The organism is Actinokineospora iranica, assembly GCF_900101685.1.
GTDB classification, from domain to species: Bacteria; Actinomycetota; Actinomycetes; order Mycobacteriales; family Pseudonocardiaceae; genus Actinokineospora; species Actinokineospora iranica.
The window spans coordinates 62,046-81,972 of sequence record NZ_FMZZ01000002.1; the positions used below are offsets into that span (position 1 = coordinate 62,046).

Annotated in this window: 19 protein-coding genes and 1 pseudogene; 2 read left to right on the forward strand and 18 right to left on the reverse strand. The window is 70.3% G+C overall.

From position 1 onward, the window contains the following. Window positions 1–134: 134 nt before the first annotated feature. The 8 genes from BLS56_RS05560 to uraD all read right to left on the reverse strand — a co-directional run bounded on the left by BLS56_RS05560 (window position 135) and on the right by uraD (window position 7,829). Window positions 135–941 (reverse strand): SAM-dependent methyltransferase, encoded by an 807-nt coding sequence (locus BLS56_RS05560; RefSeq protein WP_091448863.1) that lies wholly within the window; start codon window positions 939–941, stop codon window positions 135–137. Window positions 942–1,040: 99 nt separating this feature from the next. Further along, the gene (pucD, locus tag BLS56_RS05565) at window positions 1,041–3,362 is read right to left on the reverse strand and encodes a xanthine dehydrogenase subunit D (protein ID WP_091448864.1); all 2,322 of its coding nucleotides are present in this window, start codon (window positions 3,360–3,362) and stop codon (window positions 1,041–1,043) included. Beyond that, window positions 3,359–4,723, reverse strand: a complete 1,365-nt coding sequence (locus tag BLS56_RS05570; RefSeq protein ID WP_091448865.1) for an 8-oxoguanine deaminase — start codon at window positions 4,721–4,723, stop codon at window positions 3,359–3,361. The genes pucD and BLS56_RS05570 overlap by 4 nt, the downstream gene beginning before the upstream one ends. Beyond that, window positions 4,720–5,202: a (2Fe-2S)-binding protein gene (locus BLS56_RS05575; RefSeq protein WP_091448866.1), complete on the reverse strand. Its 483-nt coding sequence runs from the start codon at window positions 5,200–5,202 to the stop codon at window positions 4,720–4,722. The genes BLS56_RS05570 and BLS56_RS05575 overlap by 4 nt, the downstream gene beginning before the upstream one ends. Further along, entirely contained in the window at window positions 5,193–6,107 is a 915-nt protein-coding gene (locus tag BLS56_RS05580) for an FAD binding domain-containing protein (protein WP_091448867.1), read from the reverse strand. The genes BLS56_RS05575 and BLS56_RS05580 overlap by 10 nt, the downstream gene beginning before the upstream one ends. Window positions 6,108–6,158: 51 nt before the next feature. Further along, window positions 6,159–7,022: a factor-independent urate hydroxylase gene (gene pucL, locus BLS56_RS05585; protein WP_228771406.1), complete on the reverse strand. Its 864-nt coding sequence runs from the start codon at window positions 7,020–7,022 to the stop codon at window positions 6,159–6,161. Window position 7,023: 1 nt separating this feature from the next. Continuing rightward, window positions 7,024–7,338, reverse strand: a complete 315-nt coding sequence (uraH, locus tag BLS56_RS05590; RefSeq protein ID WP_228771407.1) for a hydroxyisourate hydrolase — start codon at window positions 7,336–7,338, stop codon at window positions 7,024–7,026. Then, window positions 7,335–7,829, reverse strand: coding sequence for a 2-oxo-4-hydroxy-4-carboxy-5-ureidoimidazoline decarboxylase (gene uraD / locus BLS56_RS05595; RefSeq protein ID WP_091448868.1), 495 nt, complete (start codon window positions 7,827–7,829; stop codon window positions 7,335–7,337). Before uraD ends, uraH begins: the two co-directional genes overlap by 4 nt. Before the next feature lie 132 nt (window positions 7,830–7,961). Between uraD and BLS56_RS05600 the strand changes: the two genes are divergently transcribed. Beyond that, window positions 7,962–9,461 (forward strand): helix-turn-helix domain-containing protein, encoded by a 1,500-nt coding sequence (locus BLS56_RS05600; protein WP_091448869.1) that lies wholly within the window; start codon window positions 7,962–7,964, stop codon window positions 9,459–9,461. Between the two features lie 6 nt (window positions 9,462–9,467). Here the strand turns inward: BLS56_RS05600 and BLS56_RS05605 are convergent, their stop codons facing one another. The 3 genes from BLS56_RS05605 to BLS56_RS05615 form a co-directional block, all read right to left on the reverse strand. Then, window positions 9,468–10,469 (reverse strand): YVTN family beta-propeller repeat protein, encoded by a 1,002-nt coding sequence (locus BLS56_RS05605; RefSeq protein ID WP_091448870.1) that lies wholly within the window; start codon window positions 10,467–10,469, stop codon window positions 9,468–9,470. Between the two features lie 193 nt (window positions 10,470–10,662). Then, complete coding sequence (locus BLS56_RS05610; protein WP_091448871.1) at window positions 10,663–12,828, reverse strand: 3-hydroxyacyl-CoA dehydrogenase NAD-binding domain-containing protein; 2,166 nt, start codon at window positions 12,826–12,828, stop codon at window positions 10,663–10,665. A 19-nt stretch (window positions 12,829–12,847) separates the two neighbouring features. Beyond that, on the reverse strand, window positions 12,848–14,062 hold the full coding sequence (locus BLS56_RS05615; protein ID WP_091448872.1) for an acetyl-CoA C-acetyltransferase: 1,215 nt from the start codon (window positions 14,060–14,062) through the stop codon (window positions 12,848–12,850). A gap of 142 nt (window positions 14,063–14,204) precedes the next feature. On the opposite strand from BLS56_RS05615, the gene BLS56_RS05620 reads away from it, so the two are divergent. Further along, window positions 14,205–15,407, forward strand: a complete 1,203-nt coding sequence (locus tag BLS56_RS05620; protein ID WP_091448873.1) for a TetR/AcrR family transcriptional regulator — start codon at window positions 14,205–14,207, stop codon at window positions 15,405–15,407. A gap of 30 nt (window positions 15,408–15,437) precedes the next feature. Here the strand turns inward: BLS56_RS05620 and BLS56_RS05625 are convergent, their stop codons facing one another. The 7 genes and pseudogenes from BLS56_RS05625 to BLS56_RS05650 all read right to left on the reverse strand — a co-directional run bounded on the left by BLS56_RS05625 (window position 15,438) and on the right by BLS56_RS05650 (window position 19,883). Further along, on the reverse strand, window positions 15,438–16,238 hold the full coding sequence (locus BLS56_RS05625) for a hypothetical protein (RefSeq protein ID WP_091448874.1): 801 nt from the start codon (window positions 16,236–16,238) through the stop codon (window positions 15,438–15,440). A 17-nt stretch (window positions 16,239–16,255) separates the two neighbouring features. Continuing rightward, entirely contained in the window at window positions 16,256–16,747 is a 492-nt protein-coding gene (locus tag BLS56_RS05630; RefSeq protein ID WP_091448875.1) for a hypothetical protein, read from the reverse strand. Window position 16,748: 1 nt separating this feature from the next. Continuing rightward, a complete protein-coding gene (locus BLS56_RS05635; RefSeq protein WP_091448876.1) occupies window positions 16,749–17,669 on the reverse strand; it encodes a hypothetical protein in 921 nt (306 codons plus the stop codon). A 4-nt stretch (window positions 17,670–17,673) separates the two neighbouring features. Then, entirely contained in the window at window positions 17,674–18,048 is a 375-nt protein-coding gene (locus BLS56_RS05640) for a hypothetical protein (RefSeq protein WP_091448877.1), read from the reverse strand. Window positions 18,049–18,151: 103 nt separating this feature from the next. Next, entirely contained in the window at window positions 18,152–18,466 is a 315-nt protein-coding gene (locus tag BLS56_RS32090; protein ID WP_228771409.1) for a hypothetical protein, read from the reverse strand. 100 nt (window positions 18,467–18,566) lie between these two features. Beyond that, window positions 18,567–19,668 (reverse strand): annotated as a pseudogene (locus BLS56_RS32980) (LLM class flavin-dependent oxidoreductase). Between the two features lie 35 nt (window positions 19,669–19,703). Continuing rightward, window positions 19,704–19,883 (reverse strand): FAD/NAD(P)-binding protein, encoded by a 180-nt coding sequence (locus tag BLS56_RS05650; protein ID WP_091448878.1) that lies wholly within the window; start codon window positions 19,881–19,883, stop codon window positions 19,704–19,706. Window positions 19,884–19,927 lie beyond the last annotated feature (44 nt).

Here is a 19,927-nt window from a genome sequence, read left to right on the forward strand (position 1 = left end):
AAGGAGTACCAGGGAGGTACCAGGGAAGTACCAGGGAAGTACCAGGGAAGTACCACTGTGCACCCGCTTCGGCACTGAGCGCTACCCCGATGATCCACCTCTCGCGGAACCCTTCTACTCCGATCAGGTGGGTTTCACGGTTTCCGGGCCACGCCCGCGTAGAGGTTCGACCGTTCGGCGTTGTCGCCGACGTCCTCCGGCCGCTCCGGCCGCCACTGCGGGGTGTAGACGAGGCCGGGCTCGACCAGGTCGAAGCCGTCGAACATCCGCATGATCTCCGCGCGGGCGCGCGGGAAGATCGGGTCCTGGCTGTTCTTGAACACCTCCACCGCCCCGGCCATCCCGGCGGGTGCGTTGTCCCAGGTGAACGCGGACAGCGCGAGGTAGCTGCCGGGTGCCATGGCGTCGCGGTAACTGGCGGCGAGCGCCCACGGGTCGTCCGCGTCGGGGATGAACTGCACGACGCCGACCATGAGCAGCCCCAGCGGCCGGTCCAGGTCGAGCAGGTCGCGCACGCGCGGGGAGTTCAGGATCTTCTCCGGGTCGCGCATGTCGGCTTGCAGGATCGTCGCGTTCGGCTCGTCCGCCAGCATCAACTCGCTGTGCGCCACGGCCACCGGCTCGTAGTCGACGTAGACGACGCGGATGTCCGGGTCGGCCGAGTGGGCGATCTCGTGCACGTTGCCCACGGTGGGGATGCCCGAGCCGAGGTCGAGGAACTGGGTGATGCCCGCGTCGACCAGATGCAGCACCGCGCGCCGGAGGAAGGCGCGGTTGAGCCGGGCCATGTCCCGGGCGGGGACGACGGTCACCAGCTTCTCGGCCAGCGCGCGGTCGCCGGAGAAGTTGTGCCCACCGCCGAGCAGGTAGTCGTAGACGCGGGCGGCGCTCGGCAATGCGGTGTTCACGCCTTCGGGAACCCAACTGGAAGAGTCGGTCACGGGAACGGCACCTCGGAGATCAGCGACGCGGGGACAAGGTGCGCTGAGGCTACTGGCCAACCATGACGTCCAAACGGGTTATATCGCCGGACGGCACTACTACGAAGAGTGACCACCGTCCTCGACAGTGGTGAACACCACGTGCTCCGGGCGTATCGGTATCCGGGTCAGCGCCGCGCCGGTCGCCGCGCGGACGGCGGCGACGATGGCCGGGGTGGCCGAGATCGTCGGCGGCTCCCCCACCCCGCGCAGGCCGTAGGGGGCGTGCGGGTCGGCGAGTTCGAGCACGTCGATCGGCATCGGCGGCATGTCCAGGATGGTGGGGATCAGGTAGTCGGTGAACGACGGGTTCACCACCTTCCCTCCGACGACCTGGATCTCCTCCATCACCGCGAGCCCGAGGCCCTGGGCGGACCCGCCCTGGATCTGCCCGACGACGGCCTGCGGGTTCAGCGCCCGGCCCACGTCCTGCGCGCACGCGAGTTCCACGACCCGCACCAGGCCCAGCTCGGTGTCGACGTCGACCACCGCCCGGTGCGCGGCGAAGGCGTACTGGACGTGCGCGTTGCCCTGCCCGGTCGCCGGGTCGAGCGGCTGGGTCGGCCGGTGCCGCCACTCGACGGTGTGCTCGACCACCCGGTCGCCGAGCAGCGCGGCCACGTCGGCGACGGCCTCGCCGGTGGACGCGATGACCTTTCCGCCGTTCAGGTAAAGCTCGCCGCCTGCGGGGAGCACGTCCGCCGCGATTGCGAGCACCTCAGCGCGGACCGCCTCGCAGGCGGCTTTTACCGCGCCGCCGGTTACATAGCTCTGTCTGGACGCGGAGCTTGATCCGGCGCTGCCGACAGCGGTATCCGCGGGCAGGATGGTCACCTGGTGCACGCCGAGCTCGGTACGCGCGATCTGGGCTTGCAGCGTCACCAGCCCCTGCCCCACCTCGGCGGCGGCGGTGTGCACGGAGACGACTGGCTCGCCGCCGATCACCTCCAGCCGCACCCGGGCGGTGGAGTAGTCGTCGAAGCCCTCGGAGAACGCGACGTTCTTGATGCCCACTCCGTATCCGACGCCGCGCCGCACCCCCTCGCCCCGGGTGGTGTTCGAGACCCCGCCGGGCAGCTCACGCGGGTCCGCGACCCCTTCGGCGTCCCCGACCGGCGCGGGCATCGGCTTGTCGCGCACCAGCCGCAGCAGCTCGGCGACCGGGGCGGCGGAGTCGATGACCTGGCCGGTGGGCATCGTGGAGCCCTCGCGCACGGCGTTGCGGACGCGCAGGTCCACCGGGTCCATGCCGAGCGCGGCGGCGAGCTTGTCCATCTGCGACTCATAGCCGAAGCACGCCTGCACCGCGCCGAACCCGCGCATCGCCCCGCACGGCGGGTTGTTGGTGTAGAGGCCGAACGCGTCGACGTGCGCGTTGGGCACCTCGTACGGGCCGACGCCGAGGGTGGCGGCGTTGCCGACGACCGCGCTGGTGGTGGAGGCGTACGCGCCGCCGTCGAGCAGGATGCGGGCGCGCACGTAGACCAGCCTGCCGTCTTCCGTCGCGCCGTGCTCGTACCGCATCACCGCGGGATGGCGGTGGACGTGGCCGAAGAACGACTCTTCGCGGCCGTAGACGAACTTGACCGGCTTACCGGTGTGCATGGCCAACATGCACGCGTGCACCTGCATCGACAGGTCTTCCCGGGCCCCGAACGCGCCGCCGACGCCCGCCAGCGTGATCCGCACCTTCTCCTGCGGCACCCCCAGGGACTCGGCGATCTGCCGCTGGTCGACGTGCAGCCACTGGGTGGCGACGTAGAGGTCGACCCCGCCGTCCTCGGCAGGCACGGCCATGCCGGACTCCGGGCCGAGGAACGCCTGGTCCTGCATCCCCACGGTGTACTCGCCGGTGACCACGACGGGCGCGGCAGGCTCCGGGTCGCCGCGCCTGATCCGGACGTGGCGCACCAGGTTCCCGTCCGGGTGCAGCGCGGGCGTCCCGTCGGCCAGGGCGGTCTCGGGGTCGGTGACCGGGTCGAGGACGTCGTAGTCGACCTCGATCAGCGCGGCGGCGCGGCGCGCGGTCTCCGGGTGGTCGGCGGCCACGACCGCGACCGGCTCCCCCTGGTAGCGCACGACGTCCTCGGCGAGCACCGGCTGGTCGGCGTGCTCAAGGCCGAACCGGTTGCGGCCGGGCACGTCGTCGTGGGTGAGGACCGCGTGGACGCCGGGCAGCGCGAGGGCCTTCCCGATCCGCACGGCGGTGATCCGGGCGTGCGGGTGCGGGCTGCGCAGGGTCGCGCCCCACAGCATGTCCTCGGCCCACAGGTCCGACGAGTACGCGAACTCGCCTTTGACCTTGAGCGCGCCATCCGGCCGGATCGGGCTGCCGCCGATCCCGGCAGTCGTGTCCGCGCGTTCGGTGGACGACCGTGTCATCGGGTCAGCCCCGCTTTCCTGGCCAAGACAGCGCTAACGGCAGCCAAATCACGCGCCACGTCGGAGTCGGTCACGCGTACCGGCTCGTCGTCCTCGATCACCGCGCGCCCGCCCGCCAGCAGCAGCTTCAGCGGCGGCAGGGAGCCGAACACGAGCGCGGCCACCGGGTCGGCGATCCCGGCGTGCTCGACCCCGGTCAGCCGCCACAGCGCGAGGTCGGCGAGCTTCCCCGGCTCCAGCGACCCCAGTTCGTCCTGCCTGCCCAGGCACGCCGCCCCGCCCATGGTGGCCAGCCGGAGCGCGGCCCGGGCGTCGAGGGCGGCCGCGCCGCCGCGCAGGCGGGCGAGGTAAGTGGCCTGCCGCAGTTCGACGCCGAGGCCGCCGTCCTCGTTGGACGCCGCGCCGTCCGCCCCCAGGCCGACGGGGGCACCCGCGGCCACCAGGTCGGCGACCCGGGCGATGCCCGCGCCGAGGCGGGCGTTGGAGGTCGGGCAGTGCGCGACCCCGGTCCGGGTGGCCCCGAGGGCGCGCACGGCGCCGTCGGACAGGTGCACCGCGTGCGCGAGCCACACGTCCGGCCCGAGCCAGCCCAGTGTCTCGACGTACTCGACGGGGGTGCGGCCGAACTCGGCCACGCACTGCTTTTCCTCGTCCAGGGTCTCCGCGAGGTGGGTGTGCAGCCGGACGCCCGCCGCGCGGGCAAGCTCGGCGGCGCCCGCCATCAATTCGGAGGTCACCGAGAACGGCGAGCACGGCCCCACCGCGACGCGGACGAACGCGGCGCGGTCGGGGTCGTGCCAGCGGTCGATCGCGGCCTGGGTGCCCGCGAGCGCGGAGTCGGTGTCCTCGACCAGCGAGTCCGGCGGCAGCCCGCCAGCGGACTCACCGCGGTCCATCGACCCGCGCACGGCGTGCAGCCGCACCCCCACCGCCTTGGCCGCGTCGATCGTCGCACCGAGCAAGTCGCCGCCGCCCTCGGGGAACACATAGTGATGGTCGGCGGCTGTCGTGCACCCAGTCCGAGCCAGCCGGTAGAGCCCTGCGGTGGCGGCGGCCCGGGTGATGTCCTCGTCCAGCCGCGCCCACACCGGGTACAGCTCGATGAGCCAGTGGAACAGGTCGCACTGCTGCGCCAGGCCGCGCGTGGCCCACTGGTAGAGGTGGTGGTGAGTGTTGACCAGGCCCGGGGTAAGCAGGCAGCCGCGGCCGTCTACCCGTCGATCGGCAAGCAGCCCCGCGGGCGCGGGACCGGCCCCGACCGAGTCGATGAGCCCGTCCGCGACGACCAGGTGCCCCTCGGCGTGCTCGGTGCCCGCGGCGTCCACCGTGGCGATGGCCGCGCCCTCGATGACAGTCCTCATGCGGTGCCTCCCGACGCGCCCATCCGCTCGGCGGCGAGCCGCACGGCGTCGAGGATCTTCTCGTAGCCTGTGCAGCGGCACAGGTTCCCGGCCAGCGACTCGCGGATCTCCAGGTCGGACGGGCGCGGGTTGCGGCGCACCAGGTCGTGCGCGGCGACGATCAGCCCGGGGGTGCAGAAGCCGCACTGCACCGCGCCCGCCTCGACGAACGCCTGCTGCATCGGGTCGAGCCGGTCGCCGTCGGCGAGCCCTTCGACCGTGCGGACAGACCGGCCCTCGGCCTGTCCTGCCGCGACCAGACAGGCGCATACCGCCACGTCGTCCAGATAGACCGTGCACGAGCCGCACTCGCCCTGTTCGCAGGCGTTCTTGGAGCCCGGCAGTCCTAACCGCTCGCGCAGCACGTAGAGCAGGCTTTCGCCTTCCCACACCGTGTCCGCGACCCGCTGCTCGCCGTTGACCTCGATGTTCACGCGCATCGCGACCAGCTTCCCGTCCGGTAGTCGTCCCAGGCCCAGGTGAGCGTGCGGCGGGCGAGCACGGCCAGCGCGTGCCTGCGGTATTCCGCCGTGCCGCGCACGTCGTCAATCGGTTTCGCCGCCGCCGCGACCAGTTCACCGAACCGGCGGAGCACGCTGTCGGGCAGTGGTCCCGGCGCCTCCCACCGGCCCTCCAGTTCGGCGGCGGCGAACAGCTGGGCGTCCTCGGCGCGCAGCGGCGTCGGCCCCGCCGAGCCGATCCCGGTGCCCACCGCCCCGGTCTCCGGGTGCAGCGCCAGGCTGAACGAGCACACCGCGATCACCATCGCGTTGCGCGTGCCCACCTTCGAGAACTGCTGTGGGCCGGTGGCCACCGGCAGGTGGACCGCCACGACCAGTTCGTCCGCCGCGAGGGCGGACCGCTTGGGCCCATGGAAGAACTCGGCCGCCGGAATCCGTCTGCTCCCCCGCGTCGACGCCGCCTCGACAGCCGCGCCCGCAGCCAGCAGCGGCGGATGCGCGTCGCCAGCGGGGGACGCCGAGCCCAGGTTTCCGCCGACCGTGCCCCGGTTGCGGATCTGCGGAGACCCGACCGTGCGCGCGGCCATCGCGAGGCCGGGCAACCGCCCGCCGAGTTCGCCGATGATCCGGCTGTAGGGCACGCAGGCGCCGAGCCGGACGGTGTCGCCTCCTGGGTCGCCTCCTGGGTCGCCGCCAGAGCCGCCGTCGGTGTCCCACTCCGCGAGTTCCGCGACCCCGGTCAGGTCGAGCAGCGCGCTGGGGCGGCGCTTGTCGAAGTTCAACTCCACCATCAGGTCCGTCCCGCCCGCGATCGGCGTGGCGTCCGGATGGGCCGCCTTGGCTTCCAGTGCCTCGGTGAGCGAGGCCGGTCGCAGAAACTCCATAGGTACTCCTACCCCAGTCCTCTTACGCCTAGTCCTCCTACCGTCGCCCTCTTACCACCAAGCAAGGCCGGGATCGGGCGCGTCGGCGCGACATACCGTGCCCTCGATTAGCCCGTACGGTCGGTCCGCGGCGAAAAAGACCTCGCCCGGGTTGTCCAGACCGAAGGGCGCGAGATCCACAAGGAAGTGGTGCTTGTTCGGCAGCGCCAACCGGATCTCCACCAGGTCGTCGTCGCCACTGAGGACGCGCTCGCCCATGGCGTGCAGGGTCTGCTGCAGCGACTTGCTGTAGGTGTCCGCGAACGCGGTGAGCAGCCGCTCCCTGGCCCACTCGAACGAGTCCGCCCAGTCCCGGGGCTCGGCGTCGCGGTGCCGCCACCGCGCGGTGACCGAGGTGCCGAGGATGCGGTCGGCCATCTCGGGCAGTGTGGTGTACCGGTCGCGGGGGAAACCGCGGAACTCGGAGCCGGTGGTGTTGAGGACGGTCACGTCCGCCACCCCGGACACCACGGTCGCGGTCTCGCCGTCGTAGGTGACCGTGACCGTGCGGGTTCCCGCGGCCTGGGCGAAGGAGTGGCCGGTCGCCGGGATTCGGTCCCAGGAGTACTGCTCGATCGCGATCCGCGCCCGGGTGACCGTGGCCGCGGTGTCCACGAAGTGGCGGGCCAGCCGCAGCGCGAAGTCCTCGATCTGCCCGACCCCGTCGCGGGCGAACGCGTAGATGGTGTTCCTCTGCGAGTCGGTCGGCAGGACGCCGCTGTTGTCACCGGTGAGGTGGGTGGCGGCGAAATCACCGGCCAGGGTCGTGGTCACGTTCAGATCGGTGACGACGTGCGTGTCGCCGCCGCGGTCGACCCGCACGAGCCGCGTCTCCGCCTTGCCGTACTGGTTGTCGCCGAGCTGGATCTCCGTCAAGTCAACTCCCCCGGTAAGTGCTGTAGCCGAACGGACTGATCAGCAACGGGACGTGATAGTGCCCGTCAGTGACCCGGAAAGCGACAACGACTTCCGGGTAGAAGGCGTCTTGGCCGAGATAAGAGCCTGTGTCAAAGACGAACCGGTGCTCGCCAGGCTCCGCGGACCATCCCGAGATCCGACCGTCGCCGTCGGTCCGCGCCCGCTCGACCGGGCGCCACTCGCCGTCGCGGCGCTCGTCGTGCCGGACGGCGACGCCCGCGGCAGGCACGCCCCGGCTGGTGTCGAGGATGTGCGTGGACAGGGTCGCGGTCACCGGTCCACCAGCTTTCGCAGCCGCAGCCCGACGATCTTCGCCAGCTCGGCGCGGACGATCTCGCGCTCGACGGCGTCGTCATTGCCGAGCCGCGCCCGCAGCGCGGACAGCACGTCGCCAGCGGACAGCCCGGTCGCGCAAATGAGGAACACGTGCCCGAAGCGCTTCTCGTACCGGACGTTTCCGTCGACCAACTCAGCCCGCACCCGCTCGTCCACAACGGCCGCGGCGGACTGCTCGTCGCGCGACCACGCCGCCTCCCGATCAGCCCCGGTCACGCGCTCGCCGATGCGCGGGTGAGCGTCGATCGCCGCGCGCACGTCCGCCCAGTCCACACCGGCCAAGACCTCGGCGGACACGCGTTCCAGACTGTCGAGAGACGGGAAAGGCCCTTGCGCGGCAACCTCTGTCGCCCACCTCTTGGACGCGCAACAGGACAGCAGATCACCTACCGAGAGGACAACGGGCACGGACACTCCCCCATAAGACACCGGCTAGCACAGGCAGGCCACGGGCGAAAGCCACGAAAGAACAGCCCCGCCCCCGCCTCCCTCTTGTAGTTTCCTCCAACCGGTCTATCACGGTGCTCGCCGCACGGCGCGCACGCCACGGCGGAGGACTCAGTGAACCTGCGGATGCTGCTGGACCACCCGGACCTCGACCTCGACGTCCTGGTCCCGCCGGAGAACCCCGACCGTCCGATCCGGTACGTCTACACCACCGACCTGGTCGACCCCAGCCGCTACCTGTCCGGCGGTGAACTCGTGCTGACCGGGCTGGTGTGGTGGAGCGAGCCGGGACAGGCCGAGCCGTTCGTCGCCGCGCTGGCCGCGGCCGGGGTGGCGGCGCTGGGCGCTGGCGCGGCCGAGCACCACGAGATCCCCGACGACGTGGTGCGGGCGTGCGAGCGGCACGGGGTGCCGCTGTTCGGGGTGCCCGCGCACGTGTCGTTCGCGGCGCTGACGGAGTACGTGGTGCTGGGCGCGGCCCGGGTCCGCGCCCGCGCGGGCGTGGGGGTGCCGGATCTGCGCGCGGCGGTGGCCAACGCGTCGACGGCGCTGGACGCGGGCGTCTGGGTCTTGTCCCCTACCGGGCGGGTGGTAGCGGGCACCACCTCCGTCCCACCAATCGGCGTGCGACAGCTTCTTGCCCGCCGCTTCTTGGACGCGACACGACTACCGGTCACCGTGCGCGGCCCGGGACACCCGCCGCACACGGTCGCCGAGGGCTCGGTCACCGGGACCCGGGCGCTGGACTGGTTCCTCGCCGCGCCGGGCGACCAGGCGCGGTGGTCCTCCCACCAGCGGCACCTGATGGACATCCTGGCGGTCGCGGCGGCCAACGAGCAGTCCGCCACGGTCCCGGCCCGGCCCGACCTGTCCCTGCTCTCTTCTGAGGACCTGCGCGCCGCTGGTCTGGGCGATCCGGACGGCATGTGCGTGGTCAGCGCGTCCGCCGACCGCGCGACCCCGGACGTGGCCGCCGCCGTCCTGGCCGAACTCGCCGCGTCCCTGGGCGTCGTCTCGGTGCTCGGGAAGGCGACCGGCCCAGCCGATTCGGCGGCCTCGGCAGGCTCGGCCGGGGAGGTCCGCGCCGTCTGGGGCGTCGGCCGCAACCGCCGCGACCGGGTGCTGGACGAGCTGGTCGGCCTGGTGCGCCTGCTGGAGCCCGGCTTCGGCGACGTCCGCTTCGCGCTCGGCGTCGGCGGCTCGGTCGGCCCGGCAGGCCTGTCGGCGTCCCTCGACCAGGCCCGCAACGCGCGCCGGGTCGCCGAGCGGCGCGGCTGCCGCGCGGGCGTGCAGGACGGCGCCCGGCTCGGCGCGTTCCACACCCTGCTGGTCATGGTCCCCGACGACCAGCGCGCCGCGTTCCGGCGGTGGGTGCTCGGTCCGGTCACCGACTACGACGCCGAGCACCAGTCCGACCTGCTGCGCACGCTGCGGGTGTTCCTGGCCTGCTCTGGCTCGTGGACCAAGGCTGCCGAGCAGCTGCACGTCCACGTGAACACCCTGCGGTACCGGATCGGCCGGGTCGAGGAGCTGACCGGCCGGGATTTGTCGTCCCTGCCCGCGCAGGTGGACCTGCACCTGGCCCTGGAACTGGGCCCGGCAGCCGACACCTGAGCCTGATCAGTAGGTGATGGCGATGCCCTCGGGGTTCGAGCCGACCGGAACCGTGTTGACCACGGTGTTGGTGGCCGGGTCGATCATCGACATGGTGTTCGACGCGTTGTTGGTCACCAGGACGTAGCTGCCGTCGGGCATCGCGGCCACCCCCTCGGGCTGGTCGCCGACGGGGATGGTGGCCACGACGAAGTGGGTCTTGGTGTCGATGACCGACACCGTGTCGGACATCTGGTTGGCGACGTAGACCAGCCCGGACGGGGCCATCGCCACGCCGAGCGGGGCCTGCCCCACCGGGATCGTCCCGAGCGCCGCGGCCGTGTAGGTGTCGATGACGGTGACCGAGTCGTCGCCGGTGTTGGCCACGTACCCGAGCCCGGTGCTCGGGTTCAGGTCGATTCCGGAGGGGTACAGCCCGGCGGGGATGGTGTTGACCACGGTGTTGGTCCTGGTGTCGATCACCGTGACGCTCTTGCTGCCGTTGTTGGTCACGTACACGCAGATGCCCCCGTGCCCGACCACGGGCGTGTGCGGGAACATGCCGACCGGGATCGCCGTCATCAGGGTGTGCGTCGAAGTGTCGATGACGCTGAGGGTGTCGGAGCCGAAGTCGGCGACGTAGGCCCGGTTCACCACGGGCCGGGAGGCGACGCCGAAGGGGTTCGAGCCGACCGGGATGGTGTCGACGACGGTAAGGCTCCTGGCGTCGATCACCGACAGCGTGTTCGCCGCCTCGTTGGTGACATAGACCCGGTCACCGAAGTTGTTTACCGCAACGCCGACAGGCGTCTCTCCCACCGCCGGGACAATCCTGGACTGTCCCAACCGGGTGTCGTACGCGGTGACGTTGTCCGAGCCGCTGTTGGCCACGAACACCTGGACTCTCGCCGGATAGGGCAGCTCCGCCTGTCCCTGTCCGGCGGGGACGGCCAGTGGCGCAGTCGAGGCGACCAGCAGACCGGCGGCGCGGAACAAGGCGCGCCGGGGCAGCCGTGGTTCTGCGAGCATGACGATTCCTCCTGGTCAGGATTCCGTGAAACGGTAATGTCCTAACCAGACGCCTTCCCTCGGAAGTTCACAAGGAAGAGGCGTGACTCGTCCCCGGTAGGGTGAGGGGTATCCGTCCGCATTGGCCGGTCTGACGCCGAAGACCGCCCGCCGGGCGCGGCGGGCGGTCTCGACCAGCGTTCTCTGCAGGCGGTTACTCGAAGATCTCGCCCTTCTCGGCCTTCTCGACCAGGGACGCGGGCGGGGTGAACCGGTCGCCGTAGCGGGCCGCCAGCTCCTCCGCGCGCGCGACGAAGCCCTTCAGCCCGCCGGGGTAGCCGTTGATGTACTGGATGACGCCGCCGGTCCAGGGCGGGAAGCCGATGCCGAAGATGGAGCCGATGTTGGCGTCCGGCACGGTCCGCAGCACGCCTTCGTCAAAGCACTTGACGGTCTCCAGCGCCTCGGCGAACAGCATCCGCTCCCGCATGTCCACGAACGGGATGTCCGCGGAGCCGGAGCCGAACGCGTCCGTGAGCCCCGGCCACAGCCCGGTCCGCTTGCCCTCGTCGTCGTACTCGTAGAAGCCCGCCCCGGCCGAGCGGCCCTTGCGGTCGAACTCGTCGATGAGCCGGTCGAGCACGCCCTCGGCCGGGTGCGTCGGCCAGACGCCGCCCGCGGCCTCGATGGCGGCCTTGGTCTCGTCGCGGATCTTGCGCGGCAGCGTGAGAGTCAGCTCGTCCAGCAGCTGCAGCGGCGGGGCCGGGTACCCGGCCTGCGCGCCCGCCTGCTCGACCGACGCCGGGTGCGCGCCCTCGCCGACCATCGCCACGGCCTCGTTCATGAAGGTGCCGATGACCCGGCTGGTGAAGAAGCCGCGGCTGTCGTTGACCACGATCGGGGTCTTCTTGATCTGCAGCGCGTAGTCGAACGCCTTGGCCAGCGCCACGTCGCTGGTCTTCTCGCCGACGACGATCTCCAGCAGCGGCATCTTGTCGACCGGGGAGAAGAAGTGCAGGCCGATGAAGTCCTCCTGCCGCTTCACCCCCTCCGAGAGCTGGGTGATCGGCAGCGTCGAGGTGTTCGAGCCGAGCAGGGCGTCCGGGGCGACCAGGTCCTCGATCTCGCCGAAGACCTTCTTCTTCAGCTCCGGGCTCTCGAACACGGCCTCCACGACCAGGTCGACGCCCGCGACGTCGGCGGGGTCCGCGGTCGGGGTGATGCGCGCCAGCACCTCGGCGGCCTTGTCCTGGGTGAGCTTGCCCCGGGAGACGGCCTTGGCGAGGATCTTCTCCGAGTACGCCTTGCCCTTCTCGGCCGCCTCGATGGTGACGTCCTTGAGCACGACGTCGATGCCCGCGCGGGCGCTGGAGTAGGCGATGCCCGCGCCCATCATGCCCGCGCCGAGCACCGCGACCTTGCGGGCGGTGTGCTTCGGCTGGCCCGCGGGGCGGCTGTTGCCCTTGTTGATGGCCTGGAGGTGGAAGAAGAACGCCGTCGTCATGTTCTTCGCGACCTGGCCGACCGCCAGGTTCACGAAGTACTGCGTCTCGATCTTGGTCGCGGTGTCGAAGTCGACCTGCGCGCCCTCGACCGCGGCGGCCAGGATGTTGCGCGGGGCGGGCATCGGCGCGCCCTTGAGCTGCTTGCGCAGGTTCGCCGGGAACGCGGGCAGGTTCGCCGCGAACGCCGGGCTCGACGGGGTGCCGCCGGGGATCTTGTAGCCCTTGGCGTCCCAGGGCTGCTGGGCCGCCGGGTTGGCCTTGATCCACGCCTTCGCCGCCGCCACCAGCTCTTCCGGCGTCGAGACAAGCTCGTCCACCAGGCCCAGTTCCTTGGCCTTGGCAGGCTTGTGCCGCTGGCCCTGGAGCAGCACGTTGAGCAGCGCGCCCTGGATGCCGAGCAGCCGCACGGTGCGGGTCACGCCCCCCGCGCCGGGCAGCAGGCCGAGGGTGACTTCGGGCAGGCCGATCTCGCTGCCCTTGGCGTCGAGGGCGACGCGGTGGTGGCAGGCGAGCGCGATCTCGTAGCCGCCGCCGAGCGCGGCGCCGTTGACGGCCGCGACCACCGGCTTGCCCAGCGTCTCCAGGCGGCGCAGGTTCGCCTTCACGCCGTTGACGGACGCGGTCATGTCCGCCGCGTCGTCCGGGGTGGCCTTGATGAGCTGGTTGAGGTCGCCGCCCGCGAAGAAGGTCTTCTTCGCGGAGGTGATGACGACGCCGGTGATGCTGTCCTTCTCCGCTTCGAGCCGGTCGACGGTGGCCGCCAGCGACTCGCGGAACGTGTCGTTCATCGTGTTGGCGGACTGGCCGGGGTCGTCCATCGTCAGCGTGACGATGCCGTCCGAGTCGCTGTCCCACTTGATCATGTTTTCGGTCATCTCAGATCAGCTCTCCGGCTCAGACTCGCTCGATGATGGTCGCGACGCCCATGCCGCCGCCGATGCACAGGGTGACCAGGCCGCGCCGCGCGCCGCGGCGCTCAAGCTCGTCCACCACGGTCCCGGTGATCATCGCCCCGGTGGCGCCGAGCGGGTGGCCCATCGCGATCGCGCCGCCGTTGACGTTGATCTTCTCGTGCGGGATGTCGAGGTCCTTCATGAACTTCATGACGACCGCGGCGAACGCCTCGTTCAGCTCCCAGACGTCGATGTCGTCCGGGGTCAGGCCCGCCAGCGCGAGCGCCTTCCGCGCGGCCGGGGTCGGCCCGGTCAGCATGATGGTCGGCTCGGCGCCGGTCACCGCGGCCGAGACGATCCGGGCGCGGGGCGTGAGCCCGGCGGCGTTGCCAGCGGCCTCGTTGCCGATGAGGACAAGAGCGGCGCCGTCGACGATGCCGGAGGAGTTCGCGGCGGTGTGGACGTGGTCGATCTTCTCGACCCAGTGGTACTTCTGCAGCGCCACGGCGTCGAAGCCGCCCATCTCGCCGATCCCGGTGAACGACGGGTTGAGCTTGCCCAGTCCCGCCACGGTGGACTCGGGGCGCATGTGCTCGTCGTGGTTGAGCAGGACGACGCCGTTGCGGTCGCGCACCGGCACGACCGACTTGGCGAAGTACCCCGCCGACCAGGCGGCGGCGGCGCGGCGCTGCGACTCGACGGCGTAGGTGTCGACGTCCTCGCGGCTGAAGCCCTCGGTGGTGGCGATCAGGTCGGCGCTGATGCCCTGCGGGACGAAGTAGGAGTCGTAGTTGGTCTCCGGGTCGTTGAACCACGCGCCGCCGTCGGAGCCCATCGGCACCCGCGACATGGACTCGACGCCACCCGCGATCATGAGCTGGTTCCAGCCGGAGCGGACCTTCTCCGCTGCGGTGTTGACCGCCTCCAGCCCCGATGCGCAGAACCGGTCGATCTGCAGGCCCGCCACCGAGTCGGGCAGGCCCGCGGCGATGGCGGCGCTGCGCGGGATGACCGAGCCCTGGTCGCCGACGGGGGACACCACGCCGAGCACGATGTCATCGATCGTGGCCGGATCGAGATCGGGATGCCGGGCGGTGAGCTCGTTGATGAGCCCCACGACGAGCGAGATGGGCTTGACCCCGTGCAGCGAGCCGTTCTTCTTGCCGCGGCCACGCGGCGTGCGGATCGCCTCATAGATGAAGGCTTCGGTACTCACGCTCGTCCGGTCCTCTCCTGGGCTGACTGCTAATCGCCATTAACATCTTGCCCCGGATCCGCTGGTTGTCAACGCCTGGCCTCTCCCATACGGTTGTTATGGCAGTCTCACGGACTGCGAGTGACCGCGAGGAGGCCGCCGGGTGACAACCGAGATCAGCCGCGCCCGCAGGCCACGCAACCGCAAGGCCCAGCTCGCCGAGGCCGCCGCGGAGCTGTTCGGCAGGCGCGGCTACCACTCGGTCGGCGTCAACGACATCGCCGCGGCGGCGGGCATCACCGGCCCCGCCCTCTACCGGCACTTCCAGAACAAGCAGGACGTGCTGGGGTTCGTGCTGCTCACCGGGGTCGACAAGCTCGCGGAACGGGTCCACGACGCGGTCAGCGCGACCGAGGACGCCCCCGAGCGCGGCCTGCGCCCGCTGCTGCTGGCCGCGGCCGAGGTGTCGATCGAGCAGCGCGCGCTGACCGCTTTGTGGCGCTGGCAGGGCCGCCACCTGCACCCCGGCGACCAGAAGGAGATCCGGCGGCGGGCGGGCGCGCTGCTGGGCCAGTGGCTGACCGGCCTGCGCGGGCTGCGCCCGGAGTTGGACGCCGGGGAGGCCGACCTGCTGTGCTTCGCCGCCCTGAGCGTGTTCGGCAGCGTCGGCGACCACCACGCCACCCTCCCCCGCGACGAGTTCGCCCCCCTGCTCGCCCGACTCGGCGAGGCGGTCGTCCGAGCCCCCCTGCCCCCGCCCGAGCCGAGCGCTGCGCCCGCGTGGCGGGCGCGCCCGCAGGCGCAGCCCACCCGCCGCGAGGAACTGCTCTCGGCCGCCACCCGCCTGTTCCGCGAACGCGGCTTCCACGCGGTGAGCATGGAGGACATCGGCGCGGCGACGGGCATCGCGGGCCCGAGCATCTACCGGCACTTCGCCAGCAAGTCGGACATCCTGCTGGCCGCGAGCCGCCGCATGGCCGACAGGCTGACACTGGGCCTGGAAGACTCCCTCGCCGCCGCGTCCGACCCCGAAGACGCCCTGCGGCGCCTGGCCCGGTCCTATGTGGACACCGTGCTGCGCTCGGACGACCTGATCGCCGTGTACGCCAGCGAGCTGGCCAACCTCCCCGAACGCGACGGCAAGGAACTGCGCCGCCTGCAACGCGGCTACGTGGCCGAATGGGTCCGCCTCCTGCGGGAACTCACCCCCGCCCTGTCCGAACCGGCGGCCCGCATAGCGGTGCAGGCAGCGCTTACCGTCGTCAACGACATTCCGCGCACCCGTCGTTTCAGCGCCCGCCCCACTCTTTCGACAGAACTAACCGGACTGGCGGTAGCGGTGATAAGAGAAGCCGCCCGCGGTTAGGCCGCGACAGCCAAGCGCGCCGACAGACGCTCACCGGGAGGTCGGCGCTGGTTCGAAGGTGCGCGGGTTAGGGGGGTCCTGAATGTCGCAGTAGGGGTAAAGCTCGGTACGCGCGTCATCAGCGGCATCGGGGAGAAGCCCGCGCACGGTGACCCACTTTTCCACGCCGGGGCGCGTGCAGCCCGCCGAGAGACCCACGTACGTGTTAGTGCCGCCGATCAGGGTGCCGCTGCCGTCCCGGAACAACGCGATTGGGCTCCACCCCCGCATTGGGCGACAGTTGTCGGTTTTGGTCACGAAATGAAGCTGACTGGTATTCGGCGGTTTGTGGTTGCGGTGAACGGCGCCTCGATATTCTGCCGTTACCGGGGCATAATCGTCTCCGAGCGCATCGGAGGGAAGCCATTGGGCTGTTTCGGTGTTCACCCGGAATCCGGTCACGGTGCTTTCCGCTGCTACCGGAGTGGCCGGATAGACGGTTTCACCGACCCCAATACGCTGGTGCGGCATGATGATCGGAATAAGGTCGTCTTCGGCACCGTACCCGACTATGCCTTGGTTGTCGGCGTCTAGAAGAGTGAAGGTGATTTTGGTGTGGTAGGCGATGCTGTCGCTGGTGTTTTCCAGCATGGCGCCGACGCTGGCCCCTCGCCATTCGTTCGCAGGGTAGGAGAAGCCCTGCTCCACTACCCGGAGGCCGCCTGCTTCCGGTGTCGCCAGCCCCACGTCCGGCGCGATCGACTCCGGAATGTCACATGAACTGAACCAGCCATTCGACCAAGAGACGACAACCGTCGTGCCGACAACAAGCACGACCGCGAGCAGGATCACCCGCCATCTTTTGCGTTTCACGTGAAATACCTGATTTTCAGCTCTCGGATCTTCGTCTGGTAGTCGTCGGCCAAGGCGTGCACGGCCTCGGAAACCCGCCCCGAGAACTCGTGCTCATCCAACTCACGCACCGTGCCGGGGACTATGCGCACCTCGACGTTCTGCATTCCGACGGCCGAGATGGTGACACGGCCGTCCCGGGACGCTCCGCTGGATTCCAACTCGGACCGGGCCGCGAGGAAGTCGTGGTCGTTCTGGGACTCGGCCCCCATCGCGTTCAGGAACGAATCGCTGAGTTCCGCCCGGTACTTTCGGACCCATTGGGCGTAAAGCAGCCTCGCCATGCTGACGAGTTGGCGTTCGAGGTTGCGTTCGGAGGTCCATTCGTAGACGCTCTCGCCGAAGGATACCGACACGTCCTTGCGGTTGCGGAGGTCGGCGTAGATCTCCGAGCCCGGCGCCTGAACCCGCAACCGGAGGCTGTCCAGTCGGTCGGCCAGTGAGTCCATGTCAGCTCACCTCGCCCATTTGGTCCGGCCCGGTCAAGGGCTTGCCCCGCCCATCCGCCAACTCGGGCCGATTGGCGACGAAGGATGCCCGGTACTGGCCGACGAGGTCACCGGCCGCGCGCAGGGCCGGGGCGATGCCAGGCGTGTCTTTGTGACCAATGGTCTCCACTTCTTGAACTGAGTCAGCCAGGGCGCGAAGCGCCTCTTTCATGGCGTTGGTGATCTGGACAGCGGTCTCACCGGCGTACTGCTTGTCGGTCTCCGGAGGCGGGGTCGCGGCGATCACCTGGGCCGTCGCGCCGACCGCGGTGAACGCGAGCGGGGCCGCTGTGCCCCCGCTGACCAGGGTCGCAGCGACCGCCGAGACTGAGGCGACCACAGTGAAGCCGACAGTCCAGGCGTTCTTGTCGCAGCACGCCGCGTTGTCCAGCGCGTCCATCGTCGTGTGCGCGATCTTGTCGACATCGTCGCGGGCCTTGGCCCACATCGACTTGTGCGCCTCCAACGCGGCTTTGAGGACACTCACAAGTATGAACTGGTTTTCGACGATCGGCGGGAAGGTGTCCAGGAAGTTCTGCTTGAACGCCACCGCCGCCTTCCCGGTCCAGTCCTCCAGGTAGTCGCTAGCCGTGGTCATGTTGGCCAGCGCCACGTTCGCGAGGTAGATCTCGCCGTTGGCAGGCTCTTTGACGTGGCCGGTGGACAGCTTCTGCAAGACGACTTGCAGATCGTGGATGAGCGGGTCGTAGGCCGCGGGGTTGGGCATCTCGGCGAACGGACGGAACAGATCAGGAATGTCGCGGTAGTAGCCTTCCACCCCGCCGCGGGCGTATTCCGGGTCGGCCTCCTTGTTCGTGACCGCCCGTTTGACCGCTTTCTGCTGGATGGCGGCGGCGTGGGTCATCAACTCATCGAAGCTCATGTGCTCACCGCTGGTCCGGCACGGGTTCGCCCACCGTCTGGCGCAGCCGGTCCAACTCCACCTTGGCGGCGTGGTCGGTCTCGGCGTACTGGTTCACCGCCTGGGCCAGCGCCTCGCCGGTGTCCGTGAGACTGGATTCGGTGTCGGACAGGAACTTGGCCGCGTCCGCGTGCAACGCGACCCACGCCGCGTGGACCGGGCCCAGCGACCCACCGCCGAACAGGTCCGGCCGCCGCAGCACACCGTCCAAATTGGACAGCACCGCCCCCAGCTTGCTCGCCGCCTCGCGGTACTCCGCTGCCACCGACGGCAGGTTGTCCTTGGCGACGACCAGCAGCTTGTACAGATCCGCTCCGAACTCTTCCCCGTGCTCCCCCATAGATCCCCTCCGCAGTCGGGCGCTCGGCTCGCACTGTGCCAGGTCGGTGGCCTTCGCCGCCCACCGAACAAACAGCGTCACCCGTTTGCACCAGCGCCAGGGGTCAGTGGCGGAGCGTTTCGACGGAATCCAGGCCGAGGTGGTCGCGCATGTCGTGCCGGTGTAGTCCGTGCGGAAAGCGCGCGTTCCTGCAACAACGGGACGACGGTGCCCACGAGATCGTCAAACCTGCCGGGACAATGTGCGGGACCAGGATGAAGCCGTCCGCCGCGTCGCGCTGTACGAGGTCGTCGATGGTGTCGGCGACGGTTTGGGGGGAGCCGACGAAGGTTTGGCGGGCGGTGACCTCGATGGCGAGGTCGCGGATCGACAGGTTTTCCGCCTCGGCGAGTTCCCGCCAGCCGCGCACGGTTTCCACCGGGTTTCCGTACATCCGGACGCTGCCCGGCCACGGGCCACGGTGGGCTCCCCGACGATCGGGTCGACGTCGGGCAGCGGCCCGTCGGGGTCGTAGGCGCTCAGGTCGCGGTTCCAGACCTGTTCCAGACCTGTTCCAGCAGGACCAGCGCGGTCGCGCCGCTGACCTGCTGGCGGCGCACCTCGTAGGCCCGGTCCGCCGCCTCGGCGTCGGTGTCGCCCAGCACGAACGTGGCGGCGGGCATCACCACAAGCTGGTCAGGCCTGCGGCCGTAGCGCGGCAGCCGGGACTTCACGTCGGCGTGGAATGCCTGGCCCGCTTCCAAAGTCGTGTGTCGGCTGAAGATGGCGTCGGCGGTGGCGGCGGCGAACTCCCGGCCCTCGTCGGAGTCGCCCGCCTGGAAGATCACCGGCCTGCCGCGGGACGGCGAACCGTCCGGAGATGTCGAAGTGCTCGTCGTGCACCGAGAACGCGCCCGCGGTGGGGGCGGCCAAGAACCTGCCGCTCTCCTTGTCGGCCAGAACCGCCCCGGCGTCCCAGGAATCGAACAAAGTGCTTGCGGCGTCCAGGAAACTCCGGGCGCGCGAGTAGCGCTGGTCCTCCGTTAGGAATCCGCCGCGCCGGAAGTTCTCGCCGGTGAAGGCGTCCCAGGAGGTGACGACGTTCCCCGCGGCGCGACCGGCCGAAAGGTGGTCGAGGGTGGTGAACCGGCGGGCGACCTCGTAGGGCTCGGTGAAGGTCGAGTTGATGGTGCCCGCGAGGCCGAGCCGGTCGGTGACCGCGGCGAGCGCGGCCGGCACGGTGAAGGTGTCCGGCCTGCCCACGACGTCGAGGTCGTGGAGTCGCCCGTTCTGCTCCCGCAGGCGAAGTCCCTCGGCCAGGAACCGGACGCGGTCGGGGTGACCGGTGAACAGCTCGGTGTAGTAGCCCCAGCCGATGTCCTTGGCCATGAGCGGCCAGACGTCGCGGCGGAAGTCCAACGGCTCAGAACGGGAAACCAGGGCTCTTATCTCGTCTTGCCCGAAGAAGCGCGGGAGTTTGGCGCGTTCCCCGCGCAGCGGATACTCAGGTTTGGCGCGGTAAGGCACGCCTCTACGCGAACCGACAAACAGCCTCGGTTCCTTACCTGAGGGCCGGTAGACGAGCCTTCCGCTCGGACCGGTCTCGTAACGTCCGCCACGGCCCTCGGTAAGCAGGATCATGAGGTCGATGAACGCGAGACCGAAGCCCCGCACGATCACGTCTTCGCCCGGCGCGAGCGCGGACACACCCGGCCCGGCCCCGCCGGGTACGGGTCGATCAGGTGGACTACCAGGTCACCGGGAAACTCGGCGGCGTTGGCCGAGAGGCGTTCGAGGAGCCCGATGCCGGACGGGCCCGCGCCGATCACCGCGAGGGACCGTGCTTCCGCGGCCATGGCGCCCTCCCCAGCAGCCTGCTTTCCGACGTCGCAACTCTCTC